14 protein-coding genes are annotated in these 14,112 nt (G+C 60.9%); 3 read left to right on the forward strand and 11 right to left on the reverse strand.

Features of this window, described 5'->3' with window-relative positions:
• Nucleotides 1-35 precede the first annotated feature (35 nt).
• From AC5I5B_RS22100 to AC5I5B_RS22120, 5 genes are all read right to left on the reverse strand, one after another.
• On the reverse strand, nucleotides 36-1,259 hold the full coding sequence (locus AC5I5B_RS22100; RefSeq protein ID WP_495752842.1) for an MFS transporter: 1,224 nt from the start codon (nucleotides 1,257-1,259) through the stop codon (nucleotides 36-38).
• Entirely contained in the window at nucleotides 1,259-3,688 is a 2,430-nt protein-coding gene (locus AC5I5B_RS22105; protein WP_087746833.1) for a TonB-dependent siderophore receptor, read from the reverse strand. The genes AC5I5B_RS22100 and AC5I5B_RS22105 overlap by 1 nt, the downstream gene beginning before the upstream one ends.
• Before the next feature lie 107 nt (nucleotides 3,689-3,795).
• Nucleotides 3,796-4,764: a FecR family protein gene (locus tag AC5I5B_RS22110; RefSeq protein WP_060727277.1), complete on the reverse strand. Its 969-nt coding sequence runs from the start codon at nucleotides 4,762-4,764 to the stop codon at nucleotides 3,796-3,798.
• Nucleotides 4,765-4,848: 84 nt separating this feature from the next.
• Nucleotides 4,849-5,355 carry a sigma-70 family RNA polymerase sigma factor gene (locus tag AC5I5B_RS22115; RefSeq protein ID WP_060727276.1) on the reverse strand — a complete coding sequence of 169 codons (507 nt, stop codon included), beginning with the start codon at nucleotides 5,353-5,355 and terminating at the stop codon, nucleotides 4,849-4,851.
• Between the two features lie 203 nt (nucleotides 5,356-5,558).
• Nucleotides 5,559-6,707 (reverse strand): ROK family protein, encoded by a 1,149-nt coding sequence (locus AC5I5B_RS22120; RefSeq protein ID WP_174054802.1) that lies wholly within the window; start codon nucleotides 6,705-6,707, stop codon nucleotides 5,559-5,561.
• 150 nt (nucleotides 6,708-6,857) lie between these two features.
• Here AC5I5B_RS22120 and AC5I5B_RS22125 point away from each other — a divergent pair, with 150 nt between their 5' ends.
• On the forward strand, nucleotides 6,858-7,757 hold the full coding sequence (locus AC5I5B_RS22125) for a glycerophosphodiester phosphodiesterase family protein (RefSeq protein WP_174054803.1): 900 nt from the start codon (nucleotides 6,858-6,860) through the stop codon (nucleotides 7,755-7,757).
• 88 nt (nucleotides 7,758-7,845) lie between these two features.
• Here the strand turns inward: AC5I5B_RS22125 and AC5I5B_RS22130 are convergent, their stop codons facing one another.
• Nucleotides 7,846-8,595 carry an SDR family oxidoreductase gene (locus AC5I5B_RS22130; protein ID WP_174054804.1) on the reverse strand — a complete coding sequence of 250 codons (750 nt, stop codon included), beginning with the start codon at nucleotides 8,593-8,595 and terminating at the stop codon, nucleotides 7,846-7,848.
• 96 nt (nucleotides 8,596-8,691) lie between these two features.
• On the opposite strand from AC5I5B_RS22130, the gene AC5I5B_RS22135 reads away from it, so the two are divergent.
• Nucleotides 8,692-9,621, forward strand: coding sequence for a cupin domain-containing protein (locus AC5I5B_RS22135; protein ID WP_174054847.1), 930 nt, complete (start codon nucleotides 8,692-8,694; stop codon nucleotides 9,619-9,621).
• A 35-nt stretch (nucleotides 9,622-9,656) separates the two neighbouring features.
• Here AC5I5B_RS22135 and AC5I5B_RS22140 read toward each other — a convergent pair whose 3' ends face one another.
• The 4 genes from AC5I5B_RS22140 to AC5I5B_RS22155 all read right to left on the reverse strand — a co-directional run bounded on the left by AC5I5B_RS22140 (nucleotide 9,657) and on the right by AC5I5B_RS22155 (nucleotide 12,098).
• The gene (locus AC5I5B_RS22140) at nucleotides 9,657-10,238 is read right to left on the reverse strand and encodes a flavin reductase family protein (RefSeq protein ID WP_174054805.1); all 582 of its coding nucleotides are present in this window, start codon (nucleotides 10,236-10,238) and stop codon (nucleotides 9,657-9,659) included.
• Between the two features lie 11 nt (nucleotides 10,239-10,249).
• On the reverse strand, nucleotides 10,250-10,585 hold the full coding sequence (gene fdxA, locus AC5I5B_RS22145; RefSeq protein ID WP_174054806.1) for a ferredoxin FdxA: 336 nt from the start codon (nucleotides 10,583-10,585) through the stop codon (nucleotides 10,250-10,252).
• 104 nt (nucleotides 10,586-10,689) lie between these two features.
• The gene (locus AC5I5B_RS22150) at nucleotides 10,690-11,289 is read right to left on the reverse strand and encodes a superoxide dismutase (RefSeq protein ID WP_174054807.1); all 600 of its coding nucleotides are present in this window, start codon (nucleotides 11,287-11,289) and stop codon (nucleotides 10,690-10,692) included.
• A 230-nt stretch (nucleotides 11,290-11,519) separates the two neighbouring features.
• Nucleotides 11,520-12,098 carry a TetR/AcrR family transcriptional regulator gene (locus AC5I5B_RS22155; protein ID WP_174054808.1) on the reverse strand — a complete coding sequence of 193 codons (579 nt, stop codon included), beginning with the start codon at nucleotides 12,096-12,098 and terminating at the stop codon, nucleotides 11,520-11,522.
• 46 nt (nucleotides 12,099-12,144) lie between these two features.
• Here AC5I5B_RS22155 and AC5I5B_RS22160 point away from each other — a divergent pair, with 46 nt between their 5' ends.
• Nucleotides 12,145-12,672, forward strand: coding sequence for a dihydrofolate reductase family protein (locus AC5I5B_RS22160; protein ID WP_060727269.1), 528 nt, complete (start codon nucleotides 12,145-12,147; stop codon nucleotides 12,670-12,672).
• Between the two features lie 280 nt (nucleotides 12,673-12,952).
• On the opposite strand, the gene AC5I5B_RS22165 is transcribed toward AC5I5B_RS22160, so the two are convergent.
• Complete coding sequence (locus tag AC5I5B_RS22165; RefSeq protein ID WP_003505556.1) at nucleotides 12,953-13,987, reverse strand: aldo/keto reductase; 1,035 nt, start codon at nucleotides 13,985-13,987, stop codon at nucleotides 12,953-12,955.
• Nucleotides 13,988-14,112: the final 125 nt, after the last annotated feature.

Genomic DNA, 14,112 nt, shown 5'->3' on the forward strand with positions numbered 1-14,112 from the left:
GCGGTCATGCCCGCCGCGCCCGAAAGGGTCTCGTTTCAGGAATTCTGCCGCCGCATCAGCAGGAATATGACGGGTGCGGCGAGCACGGAAACGATGGCGGCAAGCGCGAAGGAGGCCTGATAGCCGAATTTTTCGGCAATCGCGCCGGCACCCAGGCCGCCCGCCATGCTGACGATGCCGTCCATGCACTGGAAGAGGGTGAAGTCGACCCCGGCCTGCCGTGGGTCTGACCAGCCCATGAAACAGGCGTAGAGCGCTACAAAGCCGATGGACATGATGCCCGAGGAGCTTGCTACCGCAACCGCCATGACCACCCATTGCGAAACGTCGCGATGGACGCTGAAATAGGCGAAGACGCAGAGCAGCGCCGTCTGTACGAAGATGGCGACGAGCAGCACCCGCGATGCGCCGTAAAGCCTGACCAGCGTGCCGCCGAGCAGCGCACCGGCGAAACCGATAATCATGCTGCCGACACCATTCAATGCGCCGATGGTGGCTAGATCAAAGCCATAATCGACCAGAAACGGGCCGAGCATAGCGAGCCCCCATTTCTGTGCGGCGACATAAACGGCCGCGACCAGAAGGCCGGTGCGCACCTCGCGCCGCTTCAGCGCGTTTCTGATGGAGGGCAGGTGATCCCGCGTCTGCACCACCGTTTTTGCCGCCGGGCCGAACAGGAAGGGCAGGGCAAGCAGGATGACCAGTCCGGCCATCACAAGCGTGGCGCTCGTCCAGCCGGACCGCTCCACCAGCACCAGAAAAAGGCCCGCGCCGATGGCCGAACCGAGATAGGAGCCGCCCACCTGCGCCGCATTGCCCCAGCCGTGATGTTCGGCCGCCAGTGTTTCGACCGCATAACCATCGCAGGCTATATCGACCGTCGCGGTCACCAGCGCGATCACCGACAGGATGACGATTGCGACGGAAACTGGCGAAGGGCCGGTGAAGGCGAGGATGGCGAGGCCGCAGGCGCAGGCGGCGATGCCCGCGCCGACGATTATCCGCGAGCGGTTCCTGCCGACCGGCGGCAGGCGGTAACGCTCTACACGCGGCGACCAGAGGAATTTCAGCGCCCAGGGCAGAACGACGAGATAAAGCAGGCCGATCTGGTCCAGCGGCAGGCCAGCGGTTCTGAGCACTGCGGGCAGACCGAGAAAGGTCAGCCCGCCAATGACGCTCTGGCCGACATAAAGCCCGCCGACCGCCACGAAGACGGCGGCGGGTGACGGTTTTGCTGCGAGGGGGTTCTGCTGCAGCATCAGAAACGATACCGGATGCTGCCGACGATCTTGCGACCCTCGTCGTAATAGCAGAAGCCCGTGGTGCAGACCTGCTTGACTTCATCGAGGAGGTTGGTGGCGTTGACCTGCAGCTTCACACCTTCCAGCGAGGGCAAGGCCTTGCCGAGATCGTATCGCAGCGAGGCATCGACGAAGGTGCGGGATTCATTGTCGAGAATGGGCGTGTGCTGGTTGTCGCCGAAGCTCGATCCCACGTAACGCAGGCCCGCGCCGATGCCGAGGCCTTCCAGCGCGCCGCCCTGGAATTCATAATCGGCCCAGAGCGAGAAGGTGTGGTAGGGCGAGGAATTGAGCTGCCTGCCAACTGTTTCCGACGTCAGCTTGGTGATTTCGACGTCGTTATAGGAGTAGGAGCCGATGAGGCTCCAGCCATTGTCGAGCGAGGCGGTCGCTTCCAGTTCCACCCCGCGCGAGCGCAGGTCGAGCTGCCGTAGCAGGTTGATGCCGGACGAGGTTTCGTAGACCGTGGCATTGTCCTGATCGAGATTGAAGAAGGCGGCGCTCAGCAAAGCGTTATATTGCGGCAGGGCATATTTGACGCCGAGTTCATATTGCTTGCCGACCGTCGGCTGCGCCTGGCCGGTGACCGTTCCCGTGGTGATGATGACGCCCGGATTGGCGACGAAGGAGGTGCCGTAGCTGACGTAGGGCATCACGCCGCTGTCGAAGACATAACCGAGGCTGGCTCGGCCCGTCGTTTTCGTTTCATCGCCATCATAGGTGGGAGCCGCTGCCGCACCCACGGTCTGGGACTGATATTCTGTATCCAGCCAGTCGTGGCGGATGCCGGCCGTCAGGCGCCAGCGATCGATTTCAACCTGATCCTGCGCATAGATGCCGAGGGTGTTCATCCTCTGCTTCAGTATCAGCGACACATCAGGCACATAGGTGAAGGTGTCGGTGAAGGGGCTGGCGCCGTTGCCCTGTTTCGATGTGTAGGACATGTGGCTGAAGTCGATACCCGTCAGCAGCGTATGTTTCGCCGGGCCGGTGTCGAATTCGGTCTTCAGGTAATTATCGGCGGAAACGCCTTCATTATCCTCGATGGTGATGCCGGGATAATTGGCGAAGACCCATTGCTGGTCGGCCGAAAGGGCGGAGTAACGCGCCTTGCTGTAGAAGGTGACATTGTCGTTGATTTCGTGCTCGAACTCATAGCCAACACGCCATTGTTTCTGCTCGAAGTCATTAAAACGGGAATCGCCGCCATAAACCGGCGTCGCGCCGATTGATTTGCCGTCGCTGCCGTAGTTGTTGATGTAACCCCAGGTGCCGCCGGTGGTGCTGTCCATATATTCGCCGAGCAGTGTCAGCTTGGTGCCGGCATCCGGCTGGAAGGTGAAGGCCGGCGCGATGAACAGCCGGTCGTCCTTGATGGCGCTGATTTCGTTGCGTCCGTCGCGGGCCACGCCGGTCAGGCGGTAAAGCATGGTCTTCTCGTCATCGACGGCGCCGGAAAGGTCGAAAGCGCCCTGCACGCGGCCGTAGGAGCCATATTGCAGCTCCACCTCGCGCAATGTCTCCTCCGTCGGGCGCTTCGAGATGATATCGACAATGCCGCCGGAGCTGCTTGCGCCATAGATCGAGGCGGCTGGGCCGCGCAGGATGGAGACCGCTTCCACGCCATAGGGCTCAAGCCGGGCGCTGCCGTTCTGACTGCTGACCTGCCGCAGGCCGTCGCGGAAAATGCCTGTGGTGCTGAGATCGGTGCCGCGCACCTTGAAGGCGTCGAAGCGCGGTTCCGCGCCATATTGGCCGATGCGCGCGCCGGGCGTGTAGTTCAGCGCTTCGGAGAGGTTCTGCGGCTTCAGATCATCGAGCTGCTTGCGGCTGACGGTGGTGATCGACTGCGCGGTTTCGGCAACAGGCGTATCGGTCTTGGTGGCGGTGCGGCCGGATTTGCCGACATAGCCATTGCTCTCGATGATGCCCCTGGCGCCTTCAAGGCCGGTGCCCTGCACGGTGATTGGCGCAAGCAGGGTGCTGCCGGCGGCGGCAGAACCGCCGCCTTCACCGGTCTGGCCGGCGGGATCGAAAATGCGAACCGTATTGCCGCCGGCCAGCGCATAGTTCAGCCCCGATCCGGAGAGAAGCCCGCTGACGGCCGCCGATACGCTGAGCGTGCCCTTGACGCCCGCCGTGCTGCGGCCTCTGGTGATCGCGGAGGGGTAGACCATGCGCAGATTGGCCTGGCGGCCAAAGCTGAGGATGGCGTTTTCCAGCGGCCCCGCGGGAATGGAGACGGTGACGGTCGCGGATGCGCCGCTTGCGGCCGGCGGTGTCTGCGCGCTGGCGGTCGTGGCGCCCGGACCTGCCGCGACGATACCGCCTATGATCGCCGTCGTCGTCAGCCAGAACCAGCCACGTGCCTGCTTGCCCAAATTCATGTCATTCCCTCTCACTCGTGATCATGCCGCCCGCTGAAACGGGTCCTGATTGCCTAGAGTGAAAAGGCGGGCCGCCTCCTGACGTCGGCGCCGCAAAAAAGTTATTTTTATCTGGAGCGGACGAAAACCAGCATTCCGGAAAGCCGCGATACCGAAACGGGAAGGCTTTCTTCGAGAATGGTGAGCGCCTGATCCGTATCCTTCAGGTCGAAAATGCCGGAAACGCGCTGTTTCGCCGCCGCCTCATCGAGAATGACGATACGACCCCGGCGATATTGCGAGAGAATATCGAGAACCTCACGCAATGGCTGGCCGGAAAAGACGAGCTTGCCCTCTCGCCATGCCATGCTGTTGGCAACATCCTTGCGGGCGCGCACCAGCCTGCCGTCGCCACCAAGGGTCACGGCCTCTCCGGGCGTGAGCACGGCGACCTCGGCCCCTGTCGTCACCTCCACCCGGCCTTCCTCCACCTGCACCTCCTGCGGCAGTGCGCCATTGCCGGTACGGACCGAATAATGCGTGCCGAGCGCTTTTGCCGTCAGCGCTCCATCCTCCACGATGAAGGGGCGCTCCGGATTTTTCGCGACATCAAAATAGGCCTCGCCGCGAAGAAGGGTAATGCGCCGTTCCTTTTGCGAATAATGGACGGCAATTGCCGTGTCGGTATTCAGGCTGATACGGCTGCCGTCTTCCAGCGCCAGCACGCGCGTTTCGCCGATGCCGGTGTAATAATCCGCCTGCCAGCGGTCCTTTAATCCGCTTTTTTCCGCAAACAGCGCCGCAAGCCCGATGAGGCAGAGACCGGCCAGGCCCGCCAGCATCGCCCGGCGGGGCCCTCGGCGTTTTTGCCGCTCGGCCGGCGCAAGATCGATCTCGCCGAGTTCTCCCCAGAGGCTTTGCATTTCCTCATAGGCGGCAGCATGGGCGGCATCGGCCCGCAGCCAGACATGAAACGCCTCGCGCTCCGCTTCCGTCGCATCTTTTGATTGCATGCGCGCCACCCACAGCGCGGCCTCCTCGACCCGACCGTCATCGGTCAAGCCGTCATCCTTCAGACCGTCCGGGCGCTCATTCATGTCCTGATCTGCCGTTTGTTGCGTGCTGATGTGTATTCCTTTTCCCTTATAGAGTGAAAAAGGATGCGAACACCTGATGCAGGTTTACATTTTTATTTGCACGCGGACCTGACGGCAGTGCAGCAGCGCCTTGATAATGTGTTTTTCCACCATGTTGCGGGAAATGCCGAGCCGGGTGGCGATCTCGCCATTGGAATGGCCATGCAGGCGGCTGAGCACGAAGACCTGCTGGCAGCGTCTCGGCAGGGCCTCGATGGCCCGTGCCATCAAAATCAGGTGCTGCCGTCCGGCGACGATCCGTTCCTGCCCCGGCTCTTCGCAGGCAACGGCAAAACCCGCTTCGTAAGGGGCGAATAACGGCCGCTCGCGCGACTGGCGAATGGCCGTCAGGCGGGCGACGGACCGGGCGATCTGGAAGAGATAGGCCTGCGGATTGTCGATCAGCGTGGCATGCGAGACTTCCAGCGCCCGCAGCAGGGTTTCCTGCATGGCATCGGCGGCATCTTCCCGGTTCTGCAATCGCCGGCGGAAGAACCGCATCAGGCGGCTTTCCTCCTCGGCATCGAGAACCTGTAACAGGGCTTTACTCATCAATCGACCCGGTGACGTATTGGCTTGTCGCATGATGCGGCTGCGAATATACGCGCCGCCTCATATCGCAAGAAACATGATTATTATGATCATGTTTACTGCCATCGGGCGTTTGCTGCCAGCCCGTAAAAACCCGGGGGCCAAATTGGCCTCACGTTTCCGTGATGATTGTTGCGGGATTACATCAGGCCGCTTGGGCCAGCCTACAGGAAATAGCGGACCCTGAGCGGCAGCAGCGCGGCGCCGATTGCAGAGGGATCGCCGACCGTTTCGCTAAGAACCAGTTTGGCCTCCTTCGGGCCGACGCCGTAACGATGTTCGCGCTCCGAGGGCATGTGCGTGCGTTCGATCATCATCTGGCCCAGCACGTGCGGCAATTGCCCGCCGAAGACGATGGCCTGCGGATCAAGAACCGAGATCAGGCTCGCCACCAGACGGTCCACCTGCGGCATGGTTTCGGTCAGCCATTCCTCGACGCCCGGCCATGCGGGGTCGAACTGCTGGTAAAGCGCCTCGATCGAATGGATGTCGACGCCGTTTTTCTGCAGGGTGGTGATCAGATATTGCAGGGCGGGACGTTTGGGCGCTTCGTCCGGGCTGTATATGCCGCTGAATTCGCCGGCATTGCCGTGAAAGCCGTGAAAAGGCTGGCCGCGAAGGATCAGTCCGCCGCCGAAACCGTAATTGAAGGACAGATAGGCGAAGGTCTGGCACCAGGAGCCGACGCCGCGCAGGCTTTCGCCGATCGCGCCAGTGGTGGCGTTGTTTTCCAGCCAGACCGGCAGGCGGAACCGTTTCTCAAGGATCGGCTTCAGGTCCATCAGCGACCAGTCGCGCAGAGGTTCCGGCGCATTAAAGGCGCGGTCTTCCGACACGAAGAAGCCGGACATAGAAAAACCGAGGCCAAGCAGACGCTCGCGCGGGATGCCGCGTTCCGCCAGCAACCGCTCCAGGGCCAGCGACAAGGCGGCGAGCGTCTCCTCCCGGTCCTCCGGAAGCATGTCAAGTTTTTCCTCGACAATCACGTCGCAGCGAAAATCGGCGATGCAGATGACCACGGAGTCGGTGTTGATGGAAATGCCGAGCGAATAGGCCGCCTCCGGCATCAGCTCGATGGTGGGGCTCGGCTGGCCGCGCGTGCCCTTGAGCGGCGCGCCGGTTTGCAGAAGTTCGCGCTCCAGCAGGCCTTCGATCAACCGGTGCACGGATTGCTGCGTGAGGTTGGTGTGGCCGGTGATCGATGCACGGGCAATGGGGCCGTGGCGACGGACGATATCGAGAATAAGACGCTCATTCTCGCTGGCAAGCGGCTGGCGGTCGAAACTCTGGCGCGGCGTCTGATCTGTTGTCATGGCCTTGGATAACGGCTGTGCGGGGCGGCGGCAACACGGGGCTTTGGTACACAGGGACATTATTCCCAGCCCTTGTCATAAATATTACGCTTTATGTGTATTAATTGAAGGCGACAAAATCAGCCGACCATGAGACCTGAAAGTCGACCCATGCACCGAACTCTCGCTACCTCCCGAAATACCTCCAATCCCTGCAATGTGCTTGCACTCTGCTCGCGCGACAATCCGGCCATCCTGACCATCGCCCACCGTGGTTTCTGGACTGCTACGGCAGAAAACTCACTTGCCTCCGTCCGGGCCGCGGTTGCGGCGAGTGTCGAGATGATCGAGATCGACACGCAGGTGACGGCCGATGGCAGGCTGGTCGTCATTCATGATGAAACGCTCGACCGCACCACGACGGGCAAGGGGACCGTGAGCGCGCTGCCTTTCGAGGTGGTTCGCGCAGCAAGGCTGAAGGCCGGCGCGGGTGGCGATGCGGCTGACGTGACCCATGAATGTGTGCCGACACTGGAAGAACTGCTGGAAGAGGCACGGGGCAAGATCACCGTCAATATCGACATCAAATTCACCCGCGATCTGCCGCAAGTCATGGAAACCGTGCTGCGGCTCGGTGTTGAAGACCAGGTGCTGGTGAAGACCGATATCGATCCTGAGGCCAGCCGTTTCGAGGTGCTCGATACGGACTGGTTCGGCAAGATCCCGCATATGCCGATGTTTCCGGTGAGAAAGGGCAGGTTTGCCGAGGATCTGCGCCGCATCGAGGCATTGAAGGCGCCGATGATCGAGGTGAAATTCACCGATATTGCCGATCTGGCCGAAGGCCGTGCCGAGATGGAGCGTCAGAATATCCGGTTGTGGATCAACACGCTGGATGTCGCCCATTGCCTCGATTTCAACGATACGCGGGCGCTCAAAGAACCGGAGGCGGTGTGGGGCGCACTCGCCGAGGCCGGCGTCGGTGCGATCCAGACGGATGAGGTCGAAGCTTTCGCCAGCTGGCTGAAGATGGATGCCGGCAAGCATGGGCACGATGAACGAGCGCCTTGAAGGCGCCGTCGCTACCGTCGAACAAGCGACGAAGCACGTCCTTCGCTTGTTCGACGCTATAGCCACACGGTGAAGTCGCTATCGGACGTCACCCCGCCTGAGCCAGCGCAATTGCGTCAGGGCCAGCGGGAAAACGGAGCTGGCCGGACACATCATGAACGGCGCTCCAGATCGCTTCGGCGACGTCCTGTTCGCTGGTCGTCATGGCCGGTTTGGCGAAGCCTTCGAGAATTGGGCCTGCGAAGTCCATGTAATCGTCCGGCAGCAGTTCTTCCAGTGGAAGGATGGCATTTGTCGTGAAACGGGTGGTGGGTGCATAGCCCGGTTCCACCAGCTTCACCCGGATGTTGAAATGACCGAGCTCATGGGCAAGCGAACCGGAGAAACCTTCGATTGCCTGCTTGCTGGCGGTGTAGGCGGCGGCGAGCGGAAAGGACGCGAGCGTGGCGCTGGATGTGACGTTGATGATCGCGCCGGACCGGCGCTTTCGCATCTGGGGAATGATCGCCTGCGTCATTGCCATCACACCAAAGCTGTTGGTGTCGAAGATCGTGCGGATTGCCGACATTGGCGTTGCTTCGAAAGCGCCGACCATGCCGATGCCGGCATTGTTCACCAGCACATCGACCGGACCTGCCGCATCGTTCAGGGCCGCGATGCTTTGCCCGTCCGTCACATCCAGCGGCAGGACGCGCAACCGGTCATTATTGCCGCCGAAGCGATCGGGATCCGGACGCCGCATGGTCGCAACGACATTCCAGCCACGCGAGAGGAAAAATTCGGCGGTCGCCTTGCCATAGCCGGATGAGGTGCCGGTGATGAGGATCGTCTTGGTCATCATAAGTCTCCATTATTCTATATGACCTGACATAGACGATGTGTTCTGGATGATGTATGCTCTCGACGCCGTAATTCATTATTGATCGTCCAGACAGTGGATCCTCTTAGCGATATCATCGATCTCTTGCGGCCGAGCGCCGCCGTTTCAAAGCCAATCTCCGGCCGGGGCCGTTGGGGTGTGCGTTATCGCGCCTATGGCGCGCCGGGTTTTGCCGTCGTTCTTGCCGGTGCGGCATGGGTCATGATCGATGGCCGGGAGCCCCTGCGGTTGACGAAGGGTGATTTCCTGCTTTTACCCTCCACGCCCGCCTTCTCGCTTTGCAGCGATCCCGACGTCGACTCTATTCCGGTCGAGCCGCAGGGCCGGGCGGTGCGGCATGGTGAACAGGAAGGGGAGCCTGATTTTGTCGCGCTAGGCGGAAGCTTCATGTTCGAGCGGGTCAATGCCGCGCTTCTGCTGTCGCTGATGCCCGACCTGATCCATGTACCGGCGGGCGCGGGCGGAGCATCCCGGCTGGCGCGCCTGATCGAATTGCTGTCGGAAGAATGCGCGCGCGAGGATGCGGGCAAGGAGCTGATCATCCGGCGCATGCTGGAGGTTCTGCTGGTTGAAGTGCTGCGTCGGCCGAACGCGGGCAGCGAGGCAATTCCGGCGGGACTGGTGAAGGGGATGCGTTTACCCGGGCTTGCCCGCGTATTGTCCGCCATGCACGCCAATATCCGCGCGAACTGGACCGTGGCCGAACTGGCCGGGATCGCCGGCATGTCGCGCTCGGCCTTCGCAGCGCGTTTTAATGAAATGCTCGGCTGCGCGCCGATCGAATATCTGGCCCGCTGGCGAATGGCGCTTGCCAGAGACGCGTTGATGCGCGGGATAAAGTCCCTCGATCATATCGCGGAGGAGATCGGTTATGAATCCGTCAGCGCATTCAGCACCGCTTTCCGCAGGAGAACGGGTGTCGCGCCGGGCGGCTTTGCCCGCGCCAACGGCGACGGGCGCCGAAAGCAGGCGGATTTCCTCTAGCGGTTGCCGGTCATGGCGGTGAGAGCCTTTTCCGATTATCGAGACGGAATGGTGGGGGAGCCTTGATCCGTGCCGGTATAGGCGCGTTCGCTCCACAGCAGGGCTTTGCTCAGCGGATTTTTGACGGCCTCGATGATACCGCCCACAAACAGGATGTGGTCTGCGGCGTCGATGGAACCGACAAGTTCGCAATCCATGGATAACAGCGCATCGGCAAGCCTCGGGCTTCCTGATGGCCATGTATCCCAGTCTCCGATGCTGAACCGGTCCGGGTGATTTGCCTTTCCCGCAAAGGCATCGGCAATCTCCTCCTGTCCTCTGGCCAGTGCCGCAACGGAAAATCGCCTGCTCGCGGCGATGAGATCGACCATGCGGCTGCTGGCGTCGATGGAGATCATCAGTAGCGGCGGTTCCGCGCAGAGCGGCATGAAGGAGGTGATTGTTCGCCCGATCCGCTCGCCGGCATGGGCGGCCGTGGCTACGGCCACGGTGAAGGCAAGGCCGGCCATCGAATCCTTGAATTCACGCGGGGAGATCATCGAAGACGCGCAGGCTTTCAGCGGAATATGGGCGTGATTGACGACGCCGCCGGCGATCAGCCTGAAATTATGAGACATGGTGTGCCGGGCTAACCGCCCGCTCCCGGATTTTTCGAAAAAATGGATAGTTTTGCCGCAGCGCCATTCATGATGTCGGCATTGTCAGGCGGTGACCTTTTCTCATGCACGCGCGGCCACATGCCGGAATAGTGGCGATTGAGGTCGAGCCAGGCATGCAGTCCCGCTTCGGTATCCGGCCGGATCGCGGCGGCGGGACACTCCCCCTCGCAGATACCGCAGTCGATGCACTGATCGGGATGAATGACGAGCATGTTCTCGCCTTCGTAGAAACACTCGACCGGACAGACTTCCACGCAGTCCATGTATTTGCAGGCGATGCAGTTTTCGGTGACGACATAGGGCATTGAGACGCTCGAAGGGAGTTGCAGCCGGACGGCGGCTGTCCGGCTGCGCCTGATCCGGCCAGCCGCACAGGGCAGCGGGACTGGCCGGATCGGTGGGGCTCAAATCAAAGGCGGGCGGCAACCGCCTGCCAGTTCACCAGCTTGTCGAGGAAGTTTTCGAGGTAAGCGGGGCGCTTGTTGCGGAAATCGATATAATAGCTGTGTTCCCAGACATCGCAGCCGAGAAGCGCCTTCTGCCCGAAGCACAGCGGATTGACCCCGTTTTCGGTGCGGGTGATCTTCAGCGAACCATCGGTGTCCACCACCAGCCACGCCCAGCCTGAGCCGAACTGGGAAGCGCCGGCGAGCGCGAAATTCTGTTTGAACAGCGCCACCGAGCCGAAGGACTGCGTCAAGGCCTCTTCCAGCACATTCGGGATCGCGTGGTTTTCCGGCCCCATGATTTCCCAGAAGAGATTGTGGTTCCAGTGCTGGGAAGCATTGTTGAAGATGCCGGATTGCGCCACCGCGCCCTTCTCATAGGCGCCCCGGACGATCTCTTCGAGGCTCCTCTTCTCCCATTCGGTGCCTGATATCGCCTTGTTGAGATTATCGACATAGGCCTTGTGATGAAGATCATGATGGAACTTCAGCGTCTCCTCGGACATGCCCGAGGGGGCGAGCGCATCATGGGCGTAAGGGAGGTCGGGAAGCTGGAAAGCCATGGGGTGTCCTTTGTCAACTGTTCGCTCAAAAGCATGAAAAGAGCCTTGCGAAAACAAGGTGACACCACTTCTAGAACTTCAACCATGGTTGAGGTCAAGGGGTTTTTTACACGCCATGCGACGCCGACGGTAAGCCAGAAGAAGGCGCGTTTCGGGTTCGGTACAGCGGTTCCGGAAGAGCAGGGGGCGCTATGTTTCGCCGGTCTGCACTGCGCAAAACCGGCACGTCGTTATTTTGATAAACGCTCGGCTCGTTCCACCATCGCAACCCATTCCTCCAGTGCTTTGCGGATCGCCAGACCAGCGTCTTCGGCACGGGTGAATGCCCACCATGTGTGAGCCCCTTGCCAGATGGAGGCCATCTGCCAGCCAAGCCGTTCGGCGTTTTTCCCATTCTCCGTAACACGGCGGCCGAGTGCATGGGCAAGCGTTTGACCCCAAAGCGCACCTCTTTCTCGCAGGACTGGATTGCGAGTATCTTCCCGCAACAGCAGCAATCCGTCACTCGCATTCTGTTCAGCGGATTCGGTGGATGTCAGCCCCATGAGCAGGGATATGGCGCCTTGCGGTGTCACGGGTTCCTTTGCGTCGGCCGCTTCCGTTAAGGCCTGAAGCCCGTCCCAAGCCCGCAGAAGCACTACTTCGACAAGGTCTTCACGCTTGCCATACCGCTGCACCAGAGTTGCGGCGGAGAGACCGCAAGCCTTTGCGGCTGCGGCGAAGGTCAAGCCGTCTGGCCCGGTTTGCAACATCAGCGGCAGCAGGGCGTCCAGCGCCTGATCGTCGGAAATCAGCTTGTGTCTTGGCATGCTGCATATATAAACGTATATTCATTTATAAATCAAGGAGAATGAGATGGCGATCATTCGTGGATATATCGCTGCCAGTCTGGATGGGTTGATCGTTTCGGGAGACGGTTCGCTCGACTGGCTCTACAAATATGACGATATGGACCTTGGCGAGCATGATTATCGGCTGTTCCTGAAGGGGATAAGAACGGTGGTCATGGGGCGGGCGACGTATGATTTCATCGCCAGCGAGCCGTCACCCTGGGCCTATGAAGGGCAACGTGTCATCGTCGTCACGTCGCGGCCGATCGAAAGGCCGAAAGGACCGCTGGAGATCCGCGCCGATGTGGATTCGCTGATCGAGGAATTGCGCGCTCTCGATGACGGCGATGTCTGGATGCTGGGCGGCGGCCGGTTGCAGATGGCCTTCATGGAGCGCGGTGCGCTGGATGAGATCGAGATTTACGTTATCCCGGAGATACTCGGCTCGGGTCAGCCTCTTTTTCCGCTCACCGGGTATCGTGCAAGCCCGGATCTGATCAGCGCCACGGCGATCGAGAAAGGCTGCGTTCGATTGCATTACCGCTTTTCATAGCCGTACCCTGGGTGTCTGTTTGATGCGAAACATCAAATGGGGGAAACAAGTTCTGTAGGGCCGCTCGGGTTTGGCCATGTGGCGACCTCTCGTGAAGCTCGGCGCTTCACCGATAAAGCCGCCAGCGGCATCCACATCGCAAGTCTTGCAAGAGATTGTGCGATGAACGTTATCCTGCTGGCGGCCCTTTTTTGGTTCTGTCTCGGTGCGCTTCGGAAATACGGGAATTCACCACCTCAACGGTGGGTCCGTCGCCACCCCACAATGTGAGGGCTTGGCGTTATGCGATCGGCGGATTGAGCTGCGCAAAACCCGCCTGCCGCTGATACGGGAAATGCGGGTAGGGCGCCGTTGTCTCACTGGCCGCGTCCAGCTGCGCCACCTGCGCGGGCGTCAGTTCCCATCCCACGGCATCGAGGTTCTGGCGAAGCTGTTCCTCATTGCGCGCGCCGATAATGACCGTGGAAACGGTGGGACGCCTGAGCAGCCAGTTGAGCGCGATCTGCGGTACGGTCCTGCCGGTTTCTTCCGCGATAGCATCGAGCGCATCGATCACGCGGTAGAGGTGGTCATCATCCACCGGCGGGCCGAAGCTGGCGGTCTCGTGCAGGCGGCTACCTTCGGGCAGCGGCGTGCCGCGGCGGATTTTTCCGGTCAACCGCCCCCAGCCTAGCGGGCTCCAGACCATCGCGCCAAGGCCCTGATCCGCGCCGAGCGGCATCAGATCCCATTCGTAATCGCGGCCAACAAGGGAATAATAGACCTGGTTGACCACATAACGCGGCCAGCCATATCGGTCCGCGACGGCGAGCGATTTCATGATCTGCCAGCCTGAAAAATTCGAGACGCCGGTATATCGCACCTTGCCGGACCGGACGAGCGTATCGAGCGTCGACAATACTTCCTCAACCGGTGTGAAGGCATCGAAGGCGTGGAGCTGAAGGATGTCGATATAGTCTGTCTGGAGACGGCGCAGGGCATCATCCACCGCGCGCAGCAGCCGGAAGCGCGACGATCCGGCCTCGTTCGGCCCGTCGCCCATCGGCAGGCTGGTCTTGGTTGAAATCAGAACGCTGTCGCGCCTGCCTTTGATTGCCTGGCCGAGCACCTCCTCCGATGCCCCATTGGAATAGACATCGGCCGTATCAAACAGGTTGACGCCAGCTTCGAGACAGATGTCGATCAGACGCCGGGCTTCCGCAGCATCGGAATTGCCCCAGTTGCTGAAGAGCGGGCCGGAGCCGCCGAAGGTTCCGGTGCCGAAACTCAAAACCGGCACTTTCAGGCCGGATTTGCCGAGATAGCGATATTCCATGGGGCGTTCCTTTGTTGCTTCGGCATGGTTCTGGGCCGGGGGCCTGATGGCGCCATGCCTGTCCATCCCGTCGTGATCTGGCAGACGAAGATTGTGATGTGTTTCAATCGCTGTCTGAAGATAGA

This window comes from Agrobacterium sp., assembly GCF_059499945.1.

Coding starts and splice junctions, on each gene's coding strand:
- AC5I5B_RS22100 (WP_495752842.1), bottom strand. CDS start 1,259: ATGCTGCAGCAGAACCCCCTCGCAGCAAAACCGTCACCCGCCGCCGTC.
- AC5I5B_RS22105 (WP_087746833.1), bottom strand. CDS start 3,688: ATGAATTTGGGCAAGCAGGCACGTGGCTGGTTCTGGCTGACGACGACG.
- AC5I5B_RS22110 (WP_060727277.1), bottom strand. CDS start 4,764: ATGAATGAGCGCCCGGACGGTCTGAAGGATGACGGCTTGACCGATGAC.
- AC5I5B_RS22115 (WP_060727276.1), bottom strand. CDS start 5,355: ATGAGTAAAGCCCTGTTACAGGTTCTCGATGCCGAGGAGGAAAGCCGC.
- AC5I5B_RS22120 (WP_174054802.1), bottom strand. CDS start 6,707: ATGACAACAGATCAGACGCCGCGCCAGAGTTTCGACCGCCAGCCGCTT.
- AC5I5B_RS22125 (WP_174054803.1), top strand. CDS start 6,858: ATGCACCGAACTCTCGCTACCTCCCGAAATACCTCCAATCCCTGCAAT.
- AC5I5B_RS22130 (WP_174054804.1), bottom strand. CDS start 8,595: ATGACCAAGACGATCCTCATCACCGGCACCTCATCCGGCTATGGCAAG.
- AC5I5B_RS22140 (WP_174054805.1), bottom strand. CDS start 10,238: ATGTCTCATAATTTCAGGCTGATCGCCGGCGGCGTCGTCAATCACGCC.
- fdxA (WP_174054806.1), bottom strand. CDS start 10,585: ATGCCCTATGTCGTCACCGAAAACTGCATCGCCTGCAAATACATGGAC.
- AC5I5B_RS22150 (WP_174054807.1), bottom strand. CDS start 11,289: ATGGCTTTCCAGCTTCCCGACCTCCCTTACGCCCATGATGCGCTCGCC.
- AC5I5B_RS22155 (WP_174054808.1), bottom strand. CDS start 12,098: ATGCCAAGACACAAGCTGATTTCCGACGATCAGGCGCTGGACGCCCTG.
- AC5I5B_RS22160 (WP_060727269.1), top strand. CDS start 12,145: ATGGCGATCATTCGTGGATATATCGCTGCCAGTCTGGATGGGTTGATC.
- AC5I5B_RS22165 (WP_003505556.1), bottom strand. CDS start 13,987: ATGGAATATCGCTATCTCGGCAAATCCGGCCTGAAAGTGCCGGTTTTG.